Source organism: Desulfoprunum benzoelyticum (assembly GCF_014201505.1).
Taxonomy (GTDB): Bacteria; Desulfobacterota; Desulfobulbia; order Desulfobulbales; family Desulfocapsaceae; genus Desulfoprunum; species Desulfoprunum benzoelyticum.
In genome coordinates this window covers 83782-100192 of record NZ_JACHEO010000012.1, presented here as the reverse complement: position 1 = coordinate 100192, position 16411 = coordinate 83782, and the positions used below count along the sequence as shown (strand labels likewise).

Annotated in this window: 14 protein-coding genes; 7 read left to right on the top strand and 7 right to left on the bottom strand. The window is 59.2% G+C overall.

The features are described from left to right. The first annotated feature begins 3 nt into the window (after positions 1–3). The 4 genes from HNQ81_RS11070 to HNQ81_RS11055 all read left to right on the top strand — a co-directional run bounded on the left by HNQ81_RS11070 (position 4) and on the right by HNQ81_RS11055 (position 5860). Positions 4–675 carry an acyloxyacyl hydrolase gene (locus tag HNQ81_RS11070; protein WP_183351341.1) on the top strand — a complete coding sequence of 224 codons (672 nt, stop codon included), beginning with the start codon at positions 4–6 and terminating at the stop codon, positions 673–675. A gap of 210 nt (positions 676–885) precedes the next feature. Then, positions 886–1974 carry an HlyD family secretion protein gene (locus tag HNQ81_RS11065; protein WP_183351339.1) on the top strand — a complete coding sequence of 363 codons (1089 nt, stop codon included), beginning with the start codon at positions 886–888 and terminating at the stop codon, positions 1972–1974. Next, positions 1971–4736: a ribosome-associated ATPase/putative transporter RbbA gene (rbbA, locus tag HNQ81_RS11060; RefSeq protein ID WP_183351337.1), complete on the top strand. Its 2766-nt coding sequence runs from the start codon at positions 1971–1973 to the stop codon at positions 4734–4736. Before HNQ81_RS11065 ends, rbbA begins: the two co-directional genes overlap by 4 nt. 2 nt (positions 4737–4738) lie before the next feature. Continuing rightward, positions 4739–5860, top strand: a complete 1122-nt coding sequence (locus HNQ81_RS11055; RefSeq protein WP_183351335.1) for an ABC transporter permease — start codon at positions 4739–4741, stop codon at positions 5858–5860. A 44-nt stretch (positions 5861–5904) separates the two neighbouring features. Here HNQ81_RS11055 and HNQ81_RS11050 read toward each other — a convergent pair whose 3' ends face one another. The 3 genes from HNQ81_RS11050 to HNQ81_RS11040 all read right to left on the bottom strand — a co-directional run bounded on the left by HNQ81_RS11050 (position 5905) and on the right by HNQ81_RS11040 (position 8621). Further along, on the bottom strand, positions 5905–7608 hold the full coding sequence (locus HNQ81_RS11050; protein WP_183351334.1) for a cation:proton antiporter: 1704 nt from the start codon (positions 7606–7608) through the stop codon (positions 5905–5907). Positions 7609–7750: 142 nt separating this feature from the next. Then, positions 7751–8146 carry a GatB/YqeY domain-containing protein gene (locus HNQ81_RS11045; protein WP_183351332.1) on the bottom strand — a complete coding sequence of 132 codons (396 nt, stop codon included), beginning with the start codon at positions 8144–8146 and terminating at the stop codon, positions 7751–7753. After that, positions 8094–8621, bottom strand: coding sequence for a hypothetical protein (locus tag HNQ81_RS11040; RefSeq protein ID WP_183351330.1), 528 nt, complete (start codon positions 8619–8621; stop codon positions 8094–8096). The genes HNQ81_RS11045 and HNQ81_RS11040 overlap by 53 nt, the downstream gene beginning before the upstream one ends. A gap of 407 nt (positions 8622–9028) precedes the next feature. On the opposite strand from HNQ81_RS11040, the gene HNQ81_RS11035 reads away from it, so the two are divergent. The 3 genes from HNQ81_RS11035 (at position 9029) to HNQ81_RS11025 (ending at position 13204) form a co-directional block, all read left to right on the top strand. Next, positions 9029–10327, top strand: coding sequence for an L-lactate MFS transporter (locus HNQ81_RS11035; protein WP_183351327.1), 1299 nt, complete (start codon positions 9029–9031; stop codon positions 10325–10327). Between the two features lie 76 nt (positions 10328–10403). Next, entirely contained in the window at positions 10404–12440 is a 2037-nt protein-coding gene (gene acs, locus HNQ81_RS11030) for an acetate--CoA ligase (protein ID WP_183351326.1), read from the top strand. 98 nt (positions 12441–12538) lie between these two features. Further along, on the top strand, positions 12539–13204 hold the full coding sequence (locus HNQ81_RS11025) for a site-2 protease family protein (protein WP_183351324.1): 666 nt from the start codon (positions 12539–12541) through the stop codon (positions 13202–13204). Between the two features lie 70 nt (positions 13205–13274). Here the strand turns inward: HNQ81_RS11025 and HNQ81_RS11020 are convergent, their stop codons facing one another. From HNQ81_RS11020 to HNQ81_RS11005, 4 genes are read right to left on the bottom strand one after another with little or no spacing between them, the layout of a single operon-like run. After that, positions 13275–13889, bottom strand: coding sequence for an HD domain-containing protein (locus tag HNQ81_RS11020; protein WP_240191790.1), 615 nt, complete (start codon positions 13887–13889; stop codon positions 13275–13277). A 20-nt stretch (positions 13890–13909) separates the two neighbouring features. Next, positions 13910–14935 carry a uroporphyrinogen decarboxylase gene (gene hemE / locus HNQ81_RS11015; protein ID WP_183351320.1) on the bottom strand — a complete coding sequence of 342 codons (1026 nt, stop codon included), beginning with the start codon at positions 14933–14935 and terminating at the stop codon, positions 13910–13912. Between the two features lie 19 nt (positions 14936–14954). Further along, positions 14955–16070 carry a radical SAM/SPASM domain-containing protein gene (locus HNQ81_RS11010; RefSeq protein WP_183351318.1) on the bottom strand — a complete coding sequence of 372 codons (1116 nt, stop codon included), beginning with the start codon at positions 16068–16070 and terminating at the stop codon, positions 14955–14957. Positions 16071–16091: 21 nt separating this feature from the next. Continuing rightward, positions 16092–16394, bottom strand: coding sequence for a hypothetical protein (locus HNQ81_RS11005; RefSeq protein WP_183351316.1), 303 nt, complete (start codon positions 16392–16394; stop codon positions 16092–16094). Positions 16395–16411: the final 17 nt, after the last annotated feature.

The window sequence follows — 16411 nt, the reverse complement described above, 5'->3', positions numbered from 1 at the left end:
AAGGTGCTGTTTCAGTTTTTGGCCAATCCGTGCCATGGCAGGTGTCGGAACGAGGAACTGCAGCTCTGCCGGCAACTGGTGGAAAGATTCCCTTCGGGCCAGTTGATGATTCAACACATTTTCAAAGAGGAAGTGATGCGGGTAAACAGGATTCGTCTAGCGTTTGTCGTTGTTGTAGTCTGCCTTCTCCACATGCCGATAGACGGAGTGTCGGCGCCAACGGGCGCGTATTCGGCGGGTATGCGTGCTGGTGATTCGATAAATGGAGAGGATACCGAGCAGTATGATATCTTCGTCGCCAGGGAATTGCCGTGGCGTCGACAGTTTGCATCCGGCTGGAGCCTCGGTTCTCTGTGTGAATTGTCAGTGAACGTCCTCAATCGGGATGAAGAGGATGGACTGAGTGCCTCTCTTTCCACCGACCTCGTGCTGACTTCCCCTCAACACAAAGTGGTCTATTTCGCAGGGGTCGGGGTTGGCGCCATGGAAGATTCTGTCCTGGGTGATTACGATTTCGGGGGGCCGCTGTTTTTCCTGTCCCATGCAGGTGTCAGATTGCCGCTGTCCTCCATCTTCTCTGTCGCCATACGATTGTCCCATCAGTCGAATGGCAGCATTTATGACAAGAACCCGAGTCTCAACCTCGCCCAGATCGAACTTCGTTTCACTTTCTGAGGGGACCTCGATAGGAAGTGGATGGAAAATCAACAACATGTCCGGAAAATGATCGCGTTATCCCCTCAGGTCAATCGGCTTGATCCCATTGTCATGCAGGCGCAACCGCAACGTACTGTTGGAGCCGCAGGCATGCGTTGGGGATGACAGGTTCCATGGGATAGATGTCTGACCAGGAAACACGCCGTCCCTGAGGATGGAGGTTATTTGATGGTAAATCTGAAAGGAAAACGGCTATGGCTGATAATCGCTGTCGCCGTGGCCGCTGGTGCTTTCTACTCCTGGCGATACATGCAACCGGAAGCATCGGAAGATGGTCTGGTCAGTGGCAACGGCAGGATCGAAGCGGTTGAGATCGATATCGCCGCCAAGAGCGCCGGCCGCATCCAGGAAATCCTGGCTGATGAGGGTGATTTCGTGACCGCCGGTCAGATTCTGGCACGCATGGATACCCAGCACCTGGAGGCGCAGCGTCGCGAGGCCGAGGCCCAATTGCAGCAGGCCCGCTATGCAGTCGAAACGGCCGGGAGCCAGGTTAACCAGAGACTGAGCGAAAAGGAGGCCGCTGTGGCCGGGCTCGCCCAGCGCCAGGCCGAACTGGAGACTTTGCGGAAACGATTGCATCGCTTTGAGGTCCTGGCGAAAAAGGATGCGATTGCGGCCCAGGAGCTTGATGATGTTCAGGCCCGTTTTCTGAGCGGAAAGGCAGCCGTCAGTGCCGCCGAGGCCCAGATTGCGGCAACCGAGGCGGCTGTAGCGACGGCCAGATCGCAACTTCTCGGCAGCCGGTCGGCAATAAAAGCAGTCGAGGCCGGTATTGAACGCCTGCAGGTTGATATCGAAGATGGCGCCCTCAAGGCGCCCTGCGATGGCCGTATTCAGTACCGGGTGGCCCAGCCGGGTGAAGTTCTGGCCGGAGGCGGCAAGATTCTCAATCTGGTCAATCTCGGGGAAGTGTACATGACATTTTTCCTGCCGACCGCTGTTGCCGGGAAAATAGAACTTGGCTCTGAAGTCCATCTGGTGCTCGACGCCGCACCCCGGTTTGTCGTTCCGGCACGGATTTCCTTTGTCGCCGATGTTGCCCAGTTCACCCCCAAGACTGTGGAGACCGCCAGTGAGCGGCAGAAACTGATGTTTCGGGTCAAGGCCCGCATCGATCCCGAATTGCTGAAAGCCAATATCACCCGGGTGAAAACGGGCCTGCCCGGCATGGCCTATGTTCGCCTGGACCAGAGCCGCGCTTGGCCGGACCACCTGCAGGTCAAGCTGCATGAGGCACCACCGACGCGGCCATGAAGCAGGACCAGGCAATCTCACCGGTCGCGCGTCTGCTGGGGGTCAGCCAGCGCTACGGCAGGACCCTGGCACTGGATGCTGTCGATCTGGAATTGCCGGCCGGCTGCATGGTCGGGGTCATCGGCCCCGATGGCGTCGGCAAGTCGACGCTGTTTTCCCTGATTGCCGGTTCACGACGGATCCAGTCCGGTCAGGTTGATGTGCTGGGTGGCAGCATGGCTCACCGGGGCCATCGCCAGGTGGTCTGCCCGCAGGTGGCCTACATGCCCCAGGGATTGGGCAGGAATCTCTATCCGACTTTGTCGGTGTTCGAAAATGTCGATTTTTTCGCCCGTCTGTTTGGCCATGACCGTCAGGAGCGTCAACGGCGCATAGGTGAACTGCTGCAGACAACCGGCCTGGCGCCCTTTGCCGGTCGTCCCGCCGGCAAGCTTTCCGGCGGCATGAAACAGAAACTGGGGCTCTGCTGCGCCCTGATCCACGATCCTCAACTCCTGATCCTCGACGAGCCCACCACCGGTGTCGACCCGTTGTCGCGTCGCCAGTTCTGGGGGTTGATCGACCGTATCCGCAGCAAACAGCCGGGCATGAGCGTACTGGTCGCCACCGCCTACATGGAGGAGGCAGCGCGTTTCGACTGGCTGGTGACGATGAACGGCGGACGGGTCCTCGCCACCGGCGCCCCGAAAACACTCCTGGCGCAGACCGGGGCCGCGACGCTGGAGGAGGCGTTCATCGCCCTGCTGCCCCGGTCGCAGCGGGACGGCCACCAACCGGTCATCATCCCGGCCCGCCAGGCCGATGCGACCGGAGAGGCCGCCATCGAGGCCCACGACCTGACCATGCGTTTCGGCGATTTCACCGCCGTCGATCATGTGAGTTTCCGTATCGGCCGGGGAGAGATCTTCGGCTTCCTCGGTTCCAATGGCTGCGGCAAGACCACCACCATGAAGATGCTGACCGGCCTGTTGCCCGCCAGTGCTGGAAAAGCCTGGCTGTTCGGCCGTCCGGTGGACCCGCACGATATCGACACCAGGCGGCGGGTCGGCTATATGACCCAGTCCTTTTCGCTGTACGGCGAATTGACGGTGCGGCAGAACCTGGTCCTCCATGCCCGCCTGTTCAAGATACCGGAAGAACGTATTGCCGCCCGGGTACAGGACATGGTGCGGCGTTTCGGTCTGGAAAAGGTTCTGGAGAGCCTCCCCAGCGCCCTGCCGCTTGGCCTGAGGCAGCGGCTCTCCCTGGCGGTGGCGATGATCCACGGGCCGGAGATGCTGATCCTCGACGAACCGACTTCGGGGGTGGATCCGATTGCCCGGGACGCCTTCTGGCAGATGATGATCGACCTGGCGCGGCAGGACGGGGTGACGATCTTCATCTCCACCCATTTCATGAACGAGGCCGAGCGCTGCGACCGGATCTCGCTGATGCACGCGGGCCGGGTCCTGGTCAGCGACTCGCCGGCGGCGCTGATCGAGAAGCGCGGAACAGCTTCGCTGGAAGAGGCCTTCATCAGCTATCTTGAAGAGGCGGCCGACCCAGGCGAGAAGAGGTCTGCAGCGGCTGCCGGGAGGGTGGCCGTTGCTCCCCGGCTCGGGGAGCAACCCCCGGCCTCGGCTGCACGGAGCGGTCGGTTCAGTCTGCGTCGCCTGCTCAGCTATACCCGGCGTGAATCCCTCGAGCTGCGCCGTGATCCGATCCGCCTGACCCTGGCTTTGCTGGGCAGCGTCATATTGATGTTCGTCATGGGCTACGGCATCAGCCTGGATGTTGAGGATCTCGCCTTTGCGGTGCTCGACCGGGATCAAACCGCCGCCAGCCGTAATTACGTCCTCAATCTTGCCGGTTCGCGCTACTTCATCGAACGTCCTCCTCTCCGTGATTACGCTGAGTTGGATCAGCGCATGCGGGCCGGTGAGATCAGCCTGGCCATCGAACTGCCGCCCGGCTTCGCCCGTGACATGCAACGCGGCACTCCGGTTGCCGTCGGCGCCTGGATTGACGGGGCCATGCCGACCCGGGCGGAAACGGTACGCGGCTATGTCCAAGGGATGCATTCCCATTGGCTGTCGACCATGGCGCGACAGGCCTCCGGCACCAAGGTAACCGCCGGAGCGGCCACGATCGAGACGCGCTTCCGTTACAACCCGGATGTGAAAAGCCTGCCGGCCATGGTGCCGGCGGTGATTCCTCTGCTGCTGATGATGATTCCGGCGATGCTGTCGGCGTTGTCGGTCGTGCGGGAAAAGGAACTGGGCTCCATCGTCAATCTCTACGTCACCCCGGTAACCCGGCTGGAGTTCCTGCTCGGCAAACAGATCCCCTATGTGCTGCTGGCGATGATCAACTTTATGCTGCTGACCATCCTGGCAGTCACCCTGTTTCATGTTCCGGTCAAGGGAAATTTTCCGACCCTGGCACTGGCGGCTTTTCTGTATGTCATTGCCGCCACCGGGTTCGGGTTGGTGATCTCGACCTTTATGCGCAGCCAGGTGGCCGCCCTGTTCGGTACCGCCGTTCTGACCCTCCTGCCGGCGGTCCAGTTTTCCGGGATGATCGATCCGGTCTCTTCCTTGGAAGGGGTCGGCGCCGCCATCGGCGGGGTCTACCCTACCACCCATTTCCTGACCATCGCCCGCGGGACCTTTTCCAAAGGGCTCGGGTTCCATGATCTCCAGGCTTCTTTTATTCCTCTGCTTCTGGCTGTGCCCATCCTGATCGTTCTGGGCACAGTCCTGCTCAGGAAACAGGAGCATTGATCATGCGCACCGCCAATATTCTCCACCTCGGCATCAAAGAGCTGCGCAGTCTGCTGCGTGACCCGATGCTGATGGTGCTGATCGTCTACTCTTTCAGCTTTTCCATTTACACTGCCGCCACAGCCATGCCCGAGACCTTGCACAAGGCTCCCATCGCCATTGTCGACGAGGACCGCTCCCAACTGTCAGAGCGAATTATCGACGCCTTTTATCCGCCATTCTTCGCTCCGCCGGCGTTGATCATGCAGACGGAGATGGACGCCCGGATGGATGCCGGCCTGGATACCTTCGCCGTCAATATCCCTCCGGATTTCCAGCGCGACGTGCTGGCCGGACGCAGCCCGGCCATCCAGCTCAATATCGACGCCACCAGGATGAGCCAGGCCTTCACCGGCAACGGCTATGTCCAATCCATTATCGGCAGCGAGGTGAGCGCCTTTGTGCAAGGCTACCGGACGAATGTTACCCCGACAGTGGATCTGGTCTTGCGGTCGCGTTTCAACCCCGAGCTGAACAAGAAATGGTTCGGAGGGGTCATGGAAATCATCAGCAGTATTACCATGCTCTCCATCGTCCTGACCGGAGCGGCGCTGATTCGCGAACGTGAGCATGGCACGGTCGAACACCTGCTGGCGATGCCGGTCACCCCCTTCGAGATCATGGCCGCCAAGGTGTGGGCGATGGCGCTGGTGGTCCTCGTCGCCTCGGCCTGTTCGTTGTTCTTTGTAGTCCAGGGACTGCTGAAAGTTCCGATCGAAGGCTCTATTCCCCTCTTTCTTGGCGGTACGGCGCTGCATCTGTTCGCTACCACCTCGCTCGGGATTTTTCTCGGGACGCTGGCGCGCACGATGCCGCAGTTCGGCCTGCTGCTGATGCTCGTTCTGCTGCCGCTGCAGATCCTTTCCGGCAGCGTCACCCCCCGCGAGAGCATGCCCGGTTTTGTCCAGGCAGGCATGCTCGTGGCGCCGAACACCCACTTCGTCATGCTGGCCCAGGCGATCCTGTATCGTGGCGCCGGGTTCGAGGTTGTCTGGCCGCAGTTCATCAGCCTGGTTCTGATCGGCGTGGCCTTATTCACCCTTTCCCTGGCGCGGTTTCGCAAGACGCTGGCGACGATGGCTTGATTGGTGGCCGGATCGGTGACGTTTCCCGGGAACTGACTGGCACGTTATGCCGATTTCTCCTTCTCCTCCTCCAGGAAGGGGGCATAGAGCTTCTCGCGCACCAGATCGGTGAAATGACGGACATCGCTGTCGGCAACATCCATTTCCAGCAGGGCCTGACGGGTAATCTCCAGGCCGGCCTCGAATTCCGGCTGGACCACGCCGTGCACCCCGAGATCACGCAGCATCCGCATGTGTTCGCGGCCGCCCGAGCGGGCGACGATATGCAGCTTCCGGTTGAGCGTCAGGGCCTGTTCGGCGATGGCCTTCGTGGTGATCGGCGAGGGGGTGGTGATGATCAGCAGCCGGGCGTTTTCAATCGACGCCGCCTCGAGAACCAGCTGCTGGCTGGCATCCCCAAAGACCAGCGGCATCTGTATATCCTTGAAGTGGCTGACCTGGAGGCTGTTGAACTCGATGATGACGAAATCGATCCCCAGATGTTTCAGGACCTGGGCGGTGTAGGCGCCGGTCTGGCCGCCGCCGGCAATGACGACATGGTCGTGCAGGCCGGATTCGGGGATGTTGACGGTCTGCAGGGTTTCATGGCGGAACCATTTTTTCTTCAAGGCGTACAGGGGCGCGGTCAGGCTCGACAGCGCCGGGGTCAGGAGCATCGTGAAGATGGCGGTGTTGAGCATCAGAGAGTAGAGATCGCTGTCGATCGATTTGCTGCTGAGGCCGACGCCGGCCAGGACGAAGGAGAACTCGCCGATCTGGAACAGACCGAAACCGACGGCGAGGGGGATGACGTTGCCATAGCCGAAAAATCTGACCAAAGTCGCAAAAATAAACCCTTTGCCGACAATGATCAGCAGCACCAGCAGCAGGATCTCTTTGATGTGGGCGAAGAGAAAGGACGGGTCGAGCAGCATCCCCACCGAGACGAAGAACAGCAGGCCGAAGATGTCGCGCAGCGGGATGATCTCGCTTAAGGCCTGGTGGCTGTACTCCGATTCGCTCAGGATCATGCCGGCGACAAAGGCGCCGAAGGCGAAGGACAGGCCGGAGAGGTAGGTGGCGTAACCGACCCCGAGACCGATGGCGGTGACCGAGAGGAGAAAGAGTTCGCGCGAATTCCAGGAGGCGATGGAGGTCAGCAGCCGGGGGATCAACCTGGTGCCGACGATGACCATCGTCGCCAGGAAGGCGGCGGCCTTCAGGGCGGCCCAGGCGACGAGCGGCAGGCCGGCCTCGGGATCGCTGACCTGGGGCAGGATGATCATCAGCGGGATGACCGCGAGGTCCTGGACGATCAGCATGCCGATCATGACCCGGCTCGACAGGGTGCCCATCAACCCGCGCGCCATCATGGTCTTGAGAATCACCATGGTGCTGGAGAGCGACATGATCGCCCCGATCCACAGCGAGGGGATGATGGCATAGCCGAGCCAGCGGCCGGCGGCGTAGCCGTAGGCGATGGTCAGCAGCATCTGGATCGGCGTCCCGATCAGGGCGACATGGCGTACCGGCTGGAGGTCGCGGAAGGAGAACTCGAGGCCGAGGGCGAAGAGGAGCAGGGCGACGCCGATCTCGGCCAGCAGTTCGATGTCGTGTATGTCTGAGACCGTGATGCCGCCGGTGTTGGGGCCGACCAAAATGCCGGCGAGAATATAGCCGAGGATGAGGGGCTGTTTGAGTCTCTGGGCAATGAGCCCGCCGAACAGGGCGGCAACGATGATGATGGCGATGTCGGCGGCAATTCCCATGTTCACATTCCTGGCCTGGTTGGTGACGGCATGTCATCTCCTGAAAGTATACCGAATCGGCGATCGGCTGTACAGCAGCGCCAGCGCTTGCTTTCCTGTTGCACAGCGGCGGCAGGGGAGCCTTGAACTGCTGCTTTTCAGATCACATGTTCTGGAGAATGTCCTTGACCGTGTTGCCGTCAACGGCGCTGCCGAAATGGGCCATGATCGGTCGCATCGCCTGCATCCTGTTGGCAAAGGTCGAGAAATCGATATTGGCGTCGATCCAGGCAACGATTTCCTCCCTGCCGGCCTGGCGGGGCAGATAACTCTCCATGATCGCCAGGAAATCGGATGTCTCCTGTTTCGCCGAAGCCAGGAGCTCTCTTTCGGATTTGATCAATTTCTTGATGATGGCGATGACCTGATCATCGGTCAGGGTTTTCTCCGGCTGACGCTGGAATTCGCCGATCAGGATGCGGACCGCGCCGGTTCTGGCTGCGTCTCTAGCCTTCATGGCGGTCTTCAGTTCCGCCTGGATTGTTTCCTGTAGACTCATTTTTTCCTCTCCGCGGCAGTGCAATCGACACCGCCGACATCGCTGGGTGTTCTTGTAATGGTTGTGAATGCTTGGGCCGGTTGGACGGAACACGTTTTGAAAGAATACCCTGTTTGGCGAAAAGAGTAAATAAATCCCATGTGTTCATATACATGTCGCAGTTTTTTATTTTGCTCAGTTGATCGACCGATTTCGTTCCAATCAAACTGATTCGGTGGCGATCGGCAGTACATCCGGGTGAGCCCTGGTCTACAAGTATACCATCCAACAGATAAAGCGGACGGGTTGCATCGAGAAAGATAAACTGAGAATTAGTCTCACTTTTTCTTAAAGAAAAATAGTTGACGAATGGAGAATAATGGAATAATGGTTTATCTAAATACTTAATGCACTTTATTTGTAAAATTGATGTATATACTTCATTTACAAAATTGATAAGTGCAACCGGGCTGCCATCAGGAAAGGCGACCGGCATCCTTATCTTTGCAGTTCCTGAAAGCGCTTTGCTGTATTAGCACAATAAAGCTGGCTTCACGGGTTGCGACTGATCCGTTTGTTATCCAATTTACTGGAGAAATGGCTTTCGATCAGGGCTTTTTCGGAATCGATTTCTCCCAGCAATACTTTTTCCATCAGTAAAGGTTGAGAAAAAAACCGGTAAAGGCAAGGGCTTGACCTGAAGGGACCGCATTCTTGCCGGTTAATTAATAAATAATCAAAGATAACAAGGTTTTAAAGTATAGATGCGTTGTTTCTGGCTGAGACGGGAAGCGAAGGTGCCAAATGGAATAACTCAAAAAGGAGGTGGATTAATAAAAAACCGCAGGACCTGAAGCTTGATTTGCTCTCTTCAACTTAACCTTACGATAAAAGGAGTGGGAAATGGGGCAGACGATGCAAAAAGAACCAACGCAAGCGTGGGTGACAGTTTTTGCCGGAATGGCAATTAATCTCTGTCTGGGCATCCTCTATGCCTGGAGCATGTGGGGGACTGCCCTAACCGATGTGGAAAAAGCCGGTCAGCCGATGACCGGCCTCAATGAAGGTTGGATCTATCTGACCAACGCGCAGGCTTCAACGCCGTATTCTCTCTGTGTTATCATCTTTGCGCTGCTGATGATTCCCGGCGGCAAGATACAGGATAAGATCAGCCCGAAGTTCGGTGCGACCCTGGGTGGTCTTCTCCTTGCCGCAGGCTGTATCATCGCCGGGATGATGAAAAGTTATACCGGCCTGATCATCGGTTTTGGAATTTTCGGCGGTATCGGCATGGGTATTGGTTATGCCGCTCCAACCCCGGCGGCATTGAAATGGTTTGGACCGCACCGACGCGGCCTGATCGCCGGTATCGTTGTCGGCGGCTATGGTGGCGCCGCCCTGTATGTCGGCCCGCTCGCCAACTATCTGATCAAGAATTTCGGCCTGACCGGAAGTTTCGTGACCTTGGGGACCCTCTTTGCCGTGGTGGTTGTCATCGCCGGGCAGCTGCTGAAGACTCCTCCGGCCGGCTATGTCCCGCCGACCCTTGCCGGCGCAGGTGTGGCAACGAAGGGTTCGACCATCACCAACTGGGAACCGGGAGAGATCGTCAAGACCTGGCAGTTCTACGCCCTGGTCGTCATGTTCATCCTGACCACCCAGTCCGGTCTTCTGATCATCGCCTTTGCCAGCAAGATTCTCAAGGAAGCGGCGAAGGATTCACCGTTCCTGATCGCCAACAGCTGGATTCTCGTGTCCTTCGGCGGGCTCATCAATGCCAGCGGCCGTGTCGGCACCGGTTTCTATTCGGACAAGATCGGCCGGCTCAACGCCTACTGTCTCAACTGCGGGATATCGGCCCTCTGTCTGTTTTCGCTGCCGTACATCATGGCCTCCGGCAGCATCCCGCTGCTGTTCCTGGCCGTTGGTATTGCCTACTGGCAGTACGGTGGCGGTCTGTCGTTGATGCCGTCCTTTGCCGCTGACTTCTATGGCCCGAAAAACCTCGGTATGAACTACGGGTTGATCTTCCTCGGCTGGGGCCTCGGTTTCTTTATGGCCCGTCTGGGCGGTACCATCAAGGATCTGACCGGAAGCCTGGATATGGCATTCTATATTTCCGGTGCGTTGCTGGTTTCGGCGGTCGTACTCGCTAAATTGACCAGAAGACCGATGTACCACGGTGAGACTGTCGTGGCGTGATTGATAACGGGCAGGGAGGCCAAGCCGGCCGACCCTTGCCCACAGAGTTCATCCATTACGTAAGAGGAGTGCGTACATGTCTGAAAAAACGAAAGATGTAGTCGAAACATCAGAAGCCGAAATCGCCGTTCATTGGCAGGAAGAAGCATATTTTCATGCATCACCGGGTTTTATCGGACAAGCCAACCTGACGGATGAATCGATCTTCGAGCGGTTTGCCCTGAAGAACTTTCCCGATTATTACACCGAATTTGCGGAGCTGCTGACCTGGTACAAGTACTGGGACGAGGTCCTCGATTCCAGCGATGCCCCCTGCTTCAAGTGGTTCAAGGGCGGTCTAATCAATGCCAGCTACAACTGCATCGACCGTCATCTCAAGGCCAACAAGAACAAGACCGCGATCCATTTTGTCTCCGAGCTCGAGGATGAGGCGATTCAGCACATCACCTACCAGGAGCTCTATGTCCGGGTCAACGAGTTCGCCGCCCTGCTGCGCGACACCGCGAAGCTGAAACGCGGCGACCGGGTCACGATCCACATGCCGATGTCGGCTGAGCTGCCGATCACCATGCTGGCCTGCTCGCGTCTCGGCGTCATCCATTCGGTGGTCTTCGGTGGATTCTCTGCCAGCGCCTGCGCCGACCGGATCGTCGACTCCCAGAGCCGGGTCCTGATCACGATGGATGCCTATTACCGCGGCGGCAAGCTGCTCAATCACAAGGCCGTCGATGAAGAAGCCTGCCAGATAGCCGCCGAAGGCGGCCAGGTCGTTGATACCCTCCTGGTCTGGCAGCGGTATCCCGGCAAGAACTCATCGGATACCCCAGCCGTTGAGGGCCGCGACATTATCGTCAATGATGAATTGAAGAAGTATTACGGGGTCAGGGTCGAGCCGGAGAAGATGCTGTCGGAAGATCCGCTGTTCCTGATGTATACCAGTGGGACGACAGGCAAGCCGAAGGGCTGCCAGCACGGCACCGGCGGTTACCTGGCCTATGTCACGGCGATGTCGAAATATATCCAGGACATTCATCCCGAGGATGTCTATTGGTGCATGGCCGATATCGGCTGGATCACCGGCCACAGCTTTATCGTCTACGGCCCGCTGGCCCTGTGCGCTTCGACGGTCATCTACGAGGGCGTGCCGACCTATCCCGATGCCGGCCGCTGCTGGCGTATCGCCCAGGCCCTCGATGTCAATATCTTTCATACCGCGCCGACGGCGATCCGCGCTCTGCGCAAGGTCGGACCGGACGAGCCGGCCAAGTACACCTACAACTTCAAGCACATGACCACGGTCGGCGAGCCCATCGAGCCCGAGGTCTGGAAGTGGTACCAGAAAGAGGTCGGCAAGGAGAAGGCGGTCATCGTCGACACCTGGTGGCAGACCGAGACCGGCGGCTTCCTCTGTTCGACCGTGCCGGGCCTCCAGCCGATGAAACCGGGCAGCGCCGGTCCCGGCGTACCGGGCATCCACCCGGTCATCTTCGATGAGGACGGCAACGAGCTGCCTGCAGGTTCCGGCAAGGCCGGCAACATCTGCATCCAGAATCCGTGGCCGGGCATGTTCCAGACCATCTGGGGCGATCGCCCCCGGTTCGTCAAGAACTACTTCGAGCGCTACTGCAAGAACCTCGACAGCAAAGACTGGCGCGATTGGCCATACCTGACCGGTGACGCCGCAGTCCAGGCCCCGGACGGCTATTTCCGTATTCTCGGCCGGATCGATGACGTCATCAACGTCTCCGGCCATCGTCTCGGAACCAAGGAGATCGAGTCGGCGGCCCTGACGGTGAACGAGGTCGCCGAGGCTGCGGTCGTGCCGGTCGCCCATGAGGTCAAGGGCAAGGAACCGGATCTGTATGTCGCCCTGAAACCTGGTTTCAAGGCCTCGGATGAGATCGTCAAGAAGATCGATGAAGCCATCACCTACCAGATCGGCAAGATCGCCAAATGTCGCAAGATCTGGATCGTGCCGGATATGCCGAAGACCCGCTCCGGCAAGATCATGCGCCGCGTACTCGGTGCCATCTCCAACCACGGTGATGTCGGCAACGTCATGACCCTGGCCAATCCAGAGGTTGTCGAGGAGATCAAGAAGATGGTAGGATAACGGGCATATTCGGTTGAATATCTGCCTGTTGGGAGGGCGGAGGTCAGTCCTGCGGCCTTCGCCCTCCCGTTTTTTTATCGAAACATAAAGAGAGAACGATGCCTGCACCGCTTGCCGTACCCGTGCCTTTTCTGTTGCACTTTCCCGGATCGACGGTGGAGGATATCGCCGTCTTCTGTGTCGCTGCCCTTGTCGCCGTCACCGTCAGCGCCGAAAGCCAGGGCCTGGCCGCCACCCTCCTCGGCGACCGGCAGTCGGGCGGGGGAAAACGGTTCCAATTCAATGCCTTTCTTCATCTCGATCCCCTTGGCACCCTCTGCTTTTTCGTCGCCGGTTTCGGCTGGGCCAAGGAGGTCAAGATCGATGCGGCAAAGTTCAGACATCCCCGTTTCTACCTGATGCTGAGCCGGCTTGCCGGCCCCCTGGGCAATTTCATGATGGCCAGCATTGCCGCCAGCATTTACGCGCTGCTGACCAATTTCGGGTTCGAGGACAAGGCCTTCTCGTCCGTCGTTGTCGTCAACCTGATGATGGCGATCTACGGTCTGATATGCGTTTATCCGCTTCCGGGATCATCGATTGTGGGCCTGGTCTTCCGCGGCGGCGAGGGGTTTGACAAGACGGTGCGCTATGTTCGTCTGATCAGTCCGTTCCTGCTGCTCGCCTGGTTCGTCGCAGCCAGACTGCTCGACAGGGATGTGATCGGAACCGTCCTCCATCCACTCGTTCGATCGATCGCCCTTTTCCTGACGACAGGGATGTAGATTCGCGAGCGGGAGAAGGTCCGGTCCGAACCTTCTCCGCCGCCGCTCTCAGGATGGAGTGAAATTGGAGCTATAGAGAAGTATAGCCTGGTTCTTTCCGTGCTGTGGCCAGGGTCGCGGGGATGAAGCGGGACAGGTCCTCGGGCCGGTAGTCGAGGTATTCGAAGAGGTGGGTTTCGAGTTCCCGGCAGCGTCGGAAGTTGGTGGCGATCATGTGTTCCCGTTCGGGATCGTTGTTGCCGTATCGTTCCAGGATGTAGTCCAGCCGGCTTGCAAGGGGGACGACGACATCGTGCCGCACCCGCTTGTCGGCATAGTAGACCAGTTCGCCGGCGGTGAAGGCGCCCCGGCGGTAACGGTCGAGGGAAAAATCGGAGAGGACCACGTGCTCGGCGACGATCTCGCCGATCTCGGGGTGGCCGAGATCCCGACAGATCTCCCGGCCGACCTCGGCATGACGGCAATTTTCCTTGAGGCACAGGGTCTTGGCAATGTCATGGAGCAGGGCCCCGGCGATCACCAGGTCATCCGGCGGCAGGGGGGAGTCGACCCTGTCCGCCCGCTTCAATCCCTCCAGCAGGGCCGCGGCCGCCTTCGCCACCATAAAGGAGTGGTCGCGGATGTTGGCATACATCGCGAAATCGTCCATGTAGGCGACACACTGGGCGATGGTCGGGATGTTCATCTGCGTCTCCCGATTGCGGTTCATGGCCGGCGGCAACTCAGTTCGTGCACCGCTTCGACGGCGATTCTGGCCTGCTCCGGCGGAGTGAACTGGTGGATGCCGTGCCCGAGGTTGAAGATATGGCCGAAGGCCTCCTGCGCCCCGTCGAGGATGCCCTGGATCCGCCGCCGCAATTCGTCCTTCGGCAGCAGCAGGGCGAAGGGGTCGAGGTTGCCCTGCACCGCCCTGCGGCCGACCCGCCGCACTGCCTCGCCGATGTTGATCCGCCAGTCGAGGCCGATGACATCGGCTCCGGATGAGACCGAGAGGTCAAGCAGCGTCGCCCCGTTATTGGCGAAATAGATGATCGGCAGCCCGGTCTGCTGCAGGCCGGCGATGATCTCCTGGACATAGGGGAGAGCAAAGCGCTCGAAATCGCAGGGGGCGAGGATGCCGGCCCAGCTGTCGAAGAGCTGCAGCGCCTGGGCCCCGGCCCGCGCCTGGGCCAGGAGGTAGAGCAGGGTGGTGCGGCTGATTTTCGCCATCAGGCGGTGAAAGACCTCCGGCTGGGTGTACATCAGCTTCTTCGTTTCCCAGAAGGTCTTCGACGAGCCGCCCTCGATGATGTAGGTGGCGCAGGTGAAGGGGGCGCCGGCGAAGCCGATCAGCGGCACCTTCAATTCCCGGCGCAGCAGGCGGATGGTCTCCATGACGAAGGGCATCGTTGCCTCGGGGTCGGGGACGACCAGCCGATCGACTGCGGCGCCGGTCCTGATTCTGTCCGGCAGAAGCGGTCCCTGTCCTTCGTGGAACTCCAGCCTGGCCCCCATCGCCTCGATCGGGATGAGGATGTCGGAGAAGAGGATGGCCGCGTCCATGCCGAGGATACCCACCGGCTGCAGGGTCACCTCAACGCACAGTTCCGGATTCTTGCACAGATCGAGAAAGGAGATATTGCCCCGCACCTTCTGATATTCGGGGAGATAGCGGCCGGCCTGGCGCATCATCCAGATCGGGGTGTAATCGGTCTTCTCGCCGCGGCAGGCCTTGAGAAAGGTATCGTTCATGGTGGTCACCGGTGTGGGCTCATGGCCGTTGAGACGCCGGCCGCTGGTCGGAGTCAGGGTTCGTCGAATCTTCCTGCCGCCGCAGTTTCAGCGGGACATAGCTGCAGAAAGGCTCCTGGGCGAGGTAGTCGCCGGTCATGGCGTAGGCCCTGGCCCGACAACCGCCGCAGACCCCGACGTATTCGCAGCTGCCGCAGTTGTCCTTGTAGCTCTTGAAGTCGCGGAGCTGGAGGAAGAGCTCGGATTTCTCCCAGATCTCCTTGAACGGGGTTTGAAACACATTGCCCGCCGATTTGGGGAAGTAACTGCAGGGCAGAATCTCGCCGTCGACATCGATCAGGCAGATCAGCTGACCGGCCAGGCAGCCCTTGGAGCCGCCGGTCGAGAACTGCAGGTTCCGGCGCTTGAAAGAGCTGCCCTCCTCCTTCGCCTTCTGGCGGACGATGCGGTAATAATGCGGGGCGCAGGTCGGCCGCATCAGCAGTTCGTCTTCCTCCTTCTCCATCCGGTAATGCCAGTCGAGGATCTCGTCGTAGATATCCTCCGGGATCAACTCGTCCATGATGTCCTCGCCGCGGCCGGTCGGCACGATCATGAACATATACCAGGCCTTGGCGCCGAGCTGCTTGACCAACCGGTAGATTTCCGGGATCTCTGCCCGGTTGCGGACGGTGAAGGAGGAGTTGACCAGGAAGGGAATGCCGCGCTCGTTGAACAGGCGGATGGCGTTCATGGTGCCGGCGAATGCTCCGGCCTGGTTGCGGAAATTATCGTGAGTTTCGGCCCTGGCGCCATCGAGACTGAGGGAGACCATCCTGATGCCGCTGTCCTTGATCCCGTCGCAGACGGCCTCGGTCACCAGGGTGCCGTTGGTCGCCATGCACATCCGCAGCCCGAGACCGGTTCCATGGCTGGCGATATCGAAAACGTCCGATCGCAGCAGCGGCTCTCCGCCGGACAGAACCACCACCGGGCTGGCGTAGGAGGCGATGTCGTCGAGGACCAGTCTGGCCTGGTGAAGGGAAAAATCGGGATGATCCCCGGCCTCGAGCAGGGAAGAGGAACGACAATGGACACATCGGAGGTTGCAGCGGCGGGTAATTTCCCAGGCGATCCATTTTGGTTCGAAATCCATGATTGCTCCGCAGAAAGAATGTCAGGCAGGAATGCTGCGGCAATCTCCGCGCGGTCGGCGGTGGGCCGGATCATCCTCCAAGTGACTCAGTATATTGTCTTTTTCCAGGATAAAAAAGACAAAATGGCCATCAGTGGAAAAACAGTAAACATTTCTGCCGGTGAAATAAAGGTCCGGCATGCCAGGTAAGGTCGGGTCGACACGGGCAAGTGCGGCAATCGGCACCGGTCGAGGATTTCTATTTCCACTTGCCTTGAAGTTGAATATACTTTTCTTTCGTGCTGGCGTTGCCGCGAACCAGGGTTCGCCAGCCGTATTCGACATGCCGTCATGGAAAAATG

Coding starts and splice junctions, on each gene's coding strand:
- HNQ81_RS11025 (WP_183351324.1), top strand. CDS start 12,539: ATGCCTGCACCGCTTGCCGTACCCGTGCCTTTTCTGTTGCACTTTCCC.
- HNQ81_RS11035 (WP_183351327.1), top strand. CDS start 9,029: ATGGGGCAGACGATGCAAAAAGAACCAACGCAAGCGTGGGTGACAGTT.
- HNQ81_RS11065 (WP_183351339.1), top strand. CDS start 886: ATGGTAAATCTGAAAGGAAAACGGCTATGGCTGATAATCGCTGTCGCC.
- HNQ81_RS11005 (WP_183351316.1), bottom strand. CDS start 16,394: ATGTCGAATACGGCTGGCGAACCCTGGTTCGCGGCAACGCCAGCACGA.
- HNQ81_RS11045 (WP_183351332.1), bottom strand. CDS start 8,146: ATGAGTCTACAGGAAACAATCCAGGCGGAACTGAAGACCGCCATGAAG.
- HNQ81_RS11010 (WP_183351318.1), bottom strand. CDS start 16,070: ATGGATTTCGAACCAAAATGGATCGCCTGGGAAATTACCCGCCGCTGC.
- acs (WP_183351326.1), top strand. CDS start 10,404: ATGTCTGAAAAAACGAAAGATGTAGTCGAAACATCAGAAGCCGAAATC.
- HNQ81_RS11050 (WP_183351334.1), bottom strand. CDS start 7,608: ATGGGAATTGCCGCCGACATCGCCATCATCATCGTTGCCGCCCTGTTC.
- HNQ81_RS11020 (WP_240191790.1), bottom strand. CDS start 13,889: ATGAACATCCCGACCATCGCCCAGTGTGTCGCCTACATGGACGATTTC.
- hemE (WP_183351320.1), bottom strand. CDS start 14,935: ATGAACGATACCTTTCTCAAGGCCTGCCGCGGCGAGAAGACCGATTAC.
- HNQ81_RS11040 (WP_183351330.1), bottom strand. CDS start 8,621: ATGCCGGTCGCCTTTCCTGATGGCAGCCCGGTTGCACTTATCAATTTT.
- rbbA (WP_183351337.1), top strand. CDS start 1,971: ATGAAGCAGGACCAGGCAATCTCACCGGTCGCGCGTCTGCTGGGGGTC.
- HNQ81_RS11055 (WP_183351335.1), top strand. CDS start 4,739: ATGCGCACCGCCAATATTCTCCACCTCGGCATCAAAGAGCTGCGCAGT.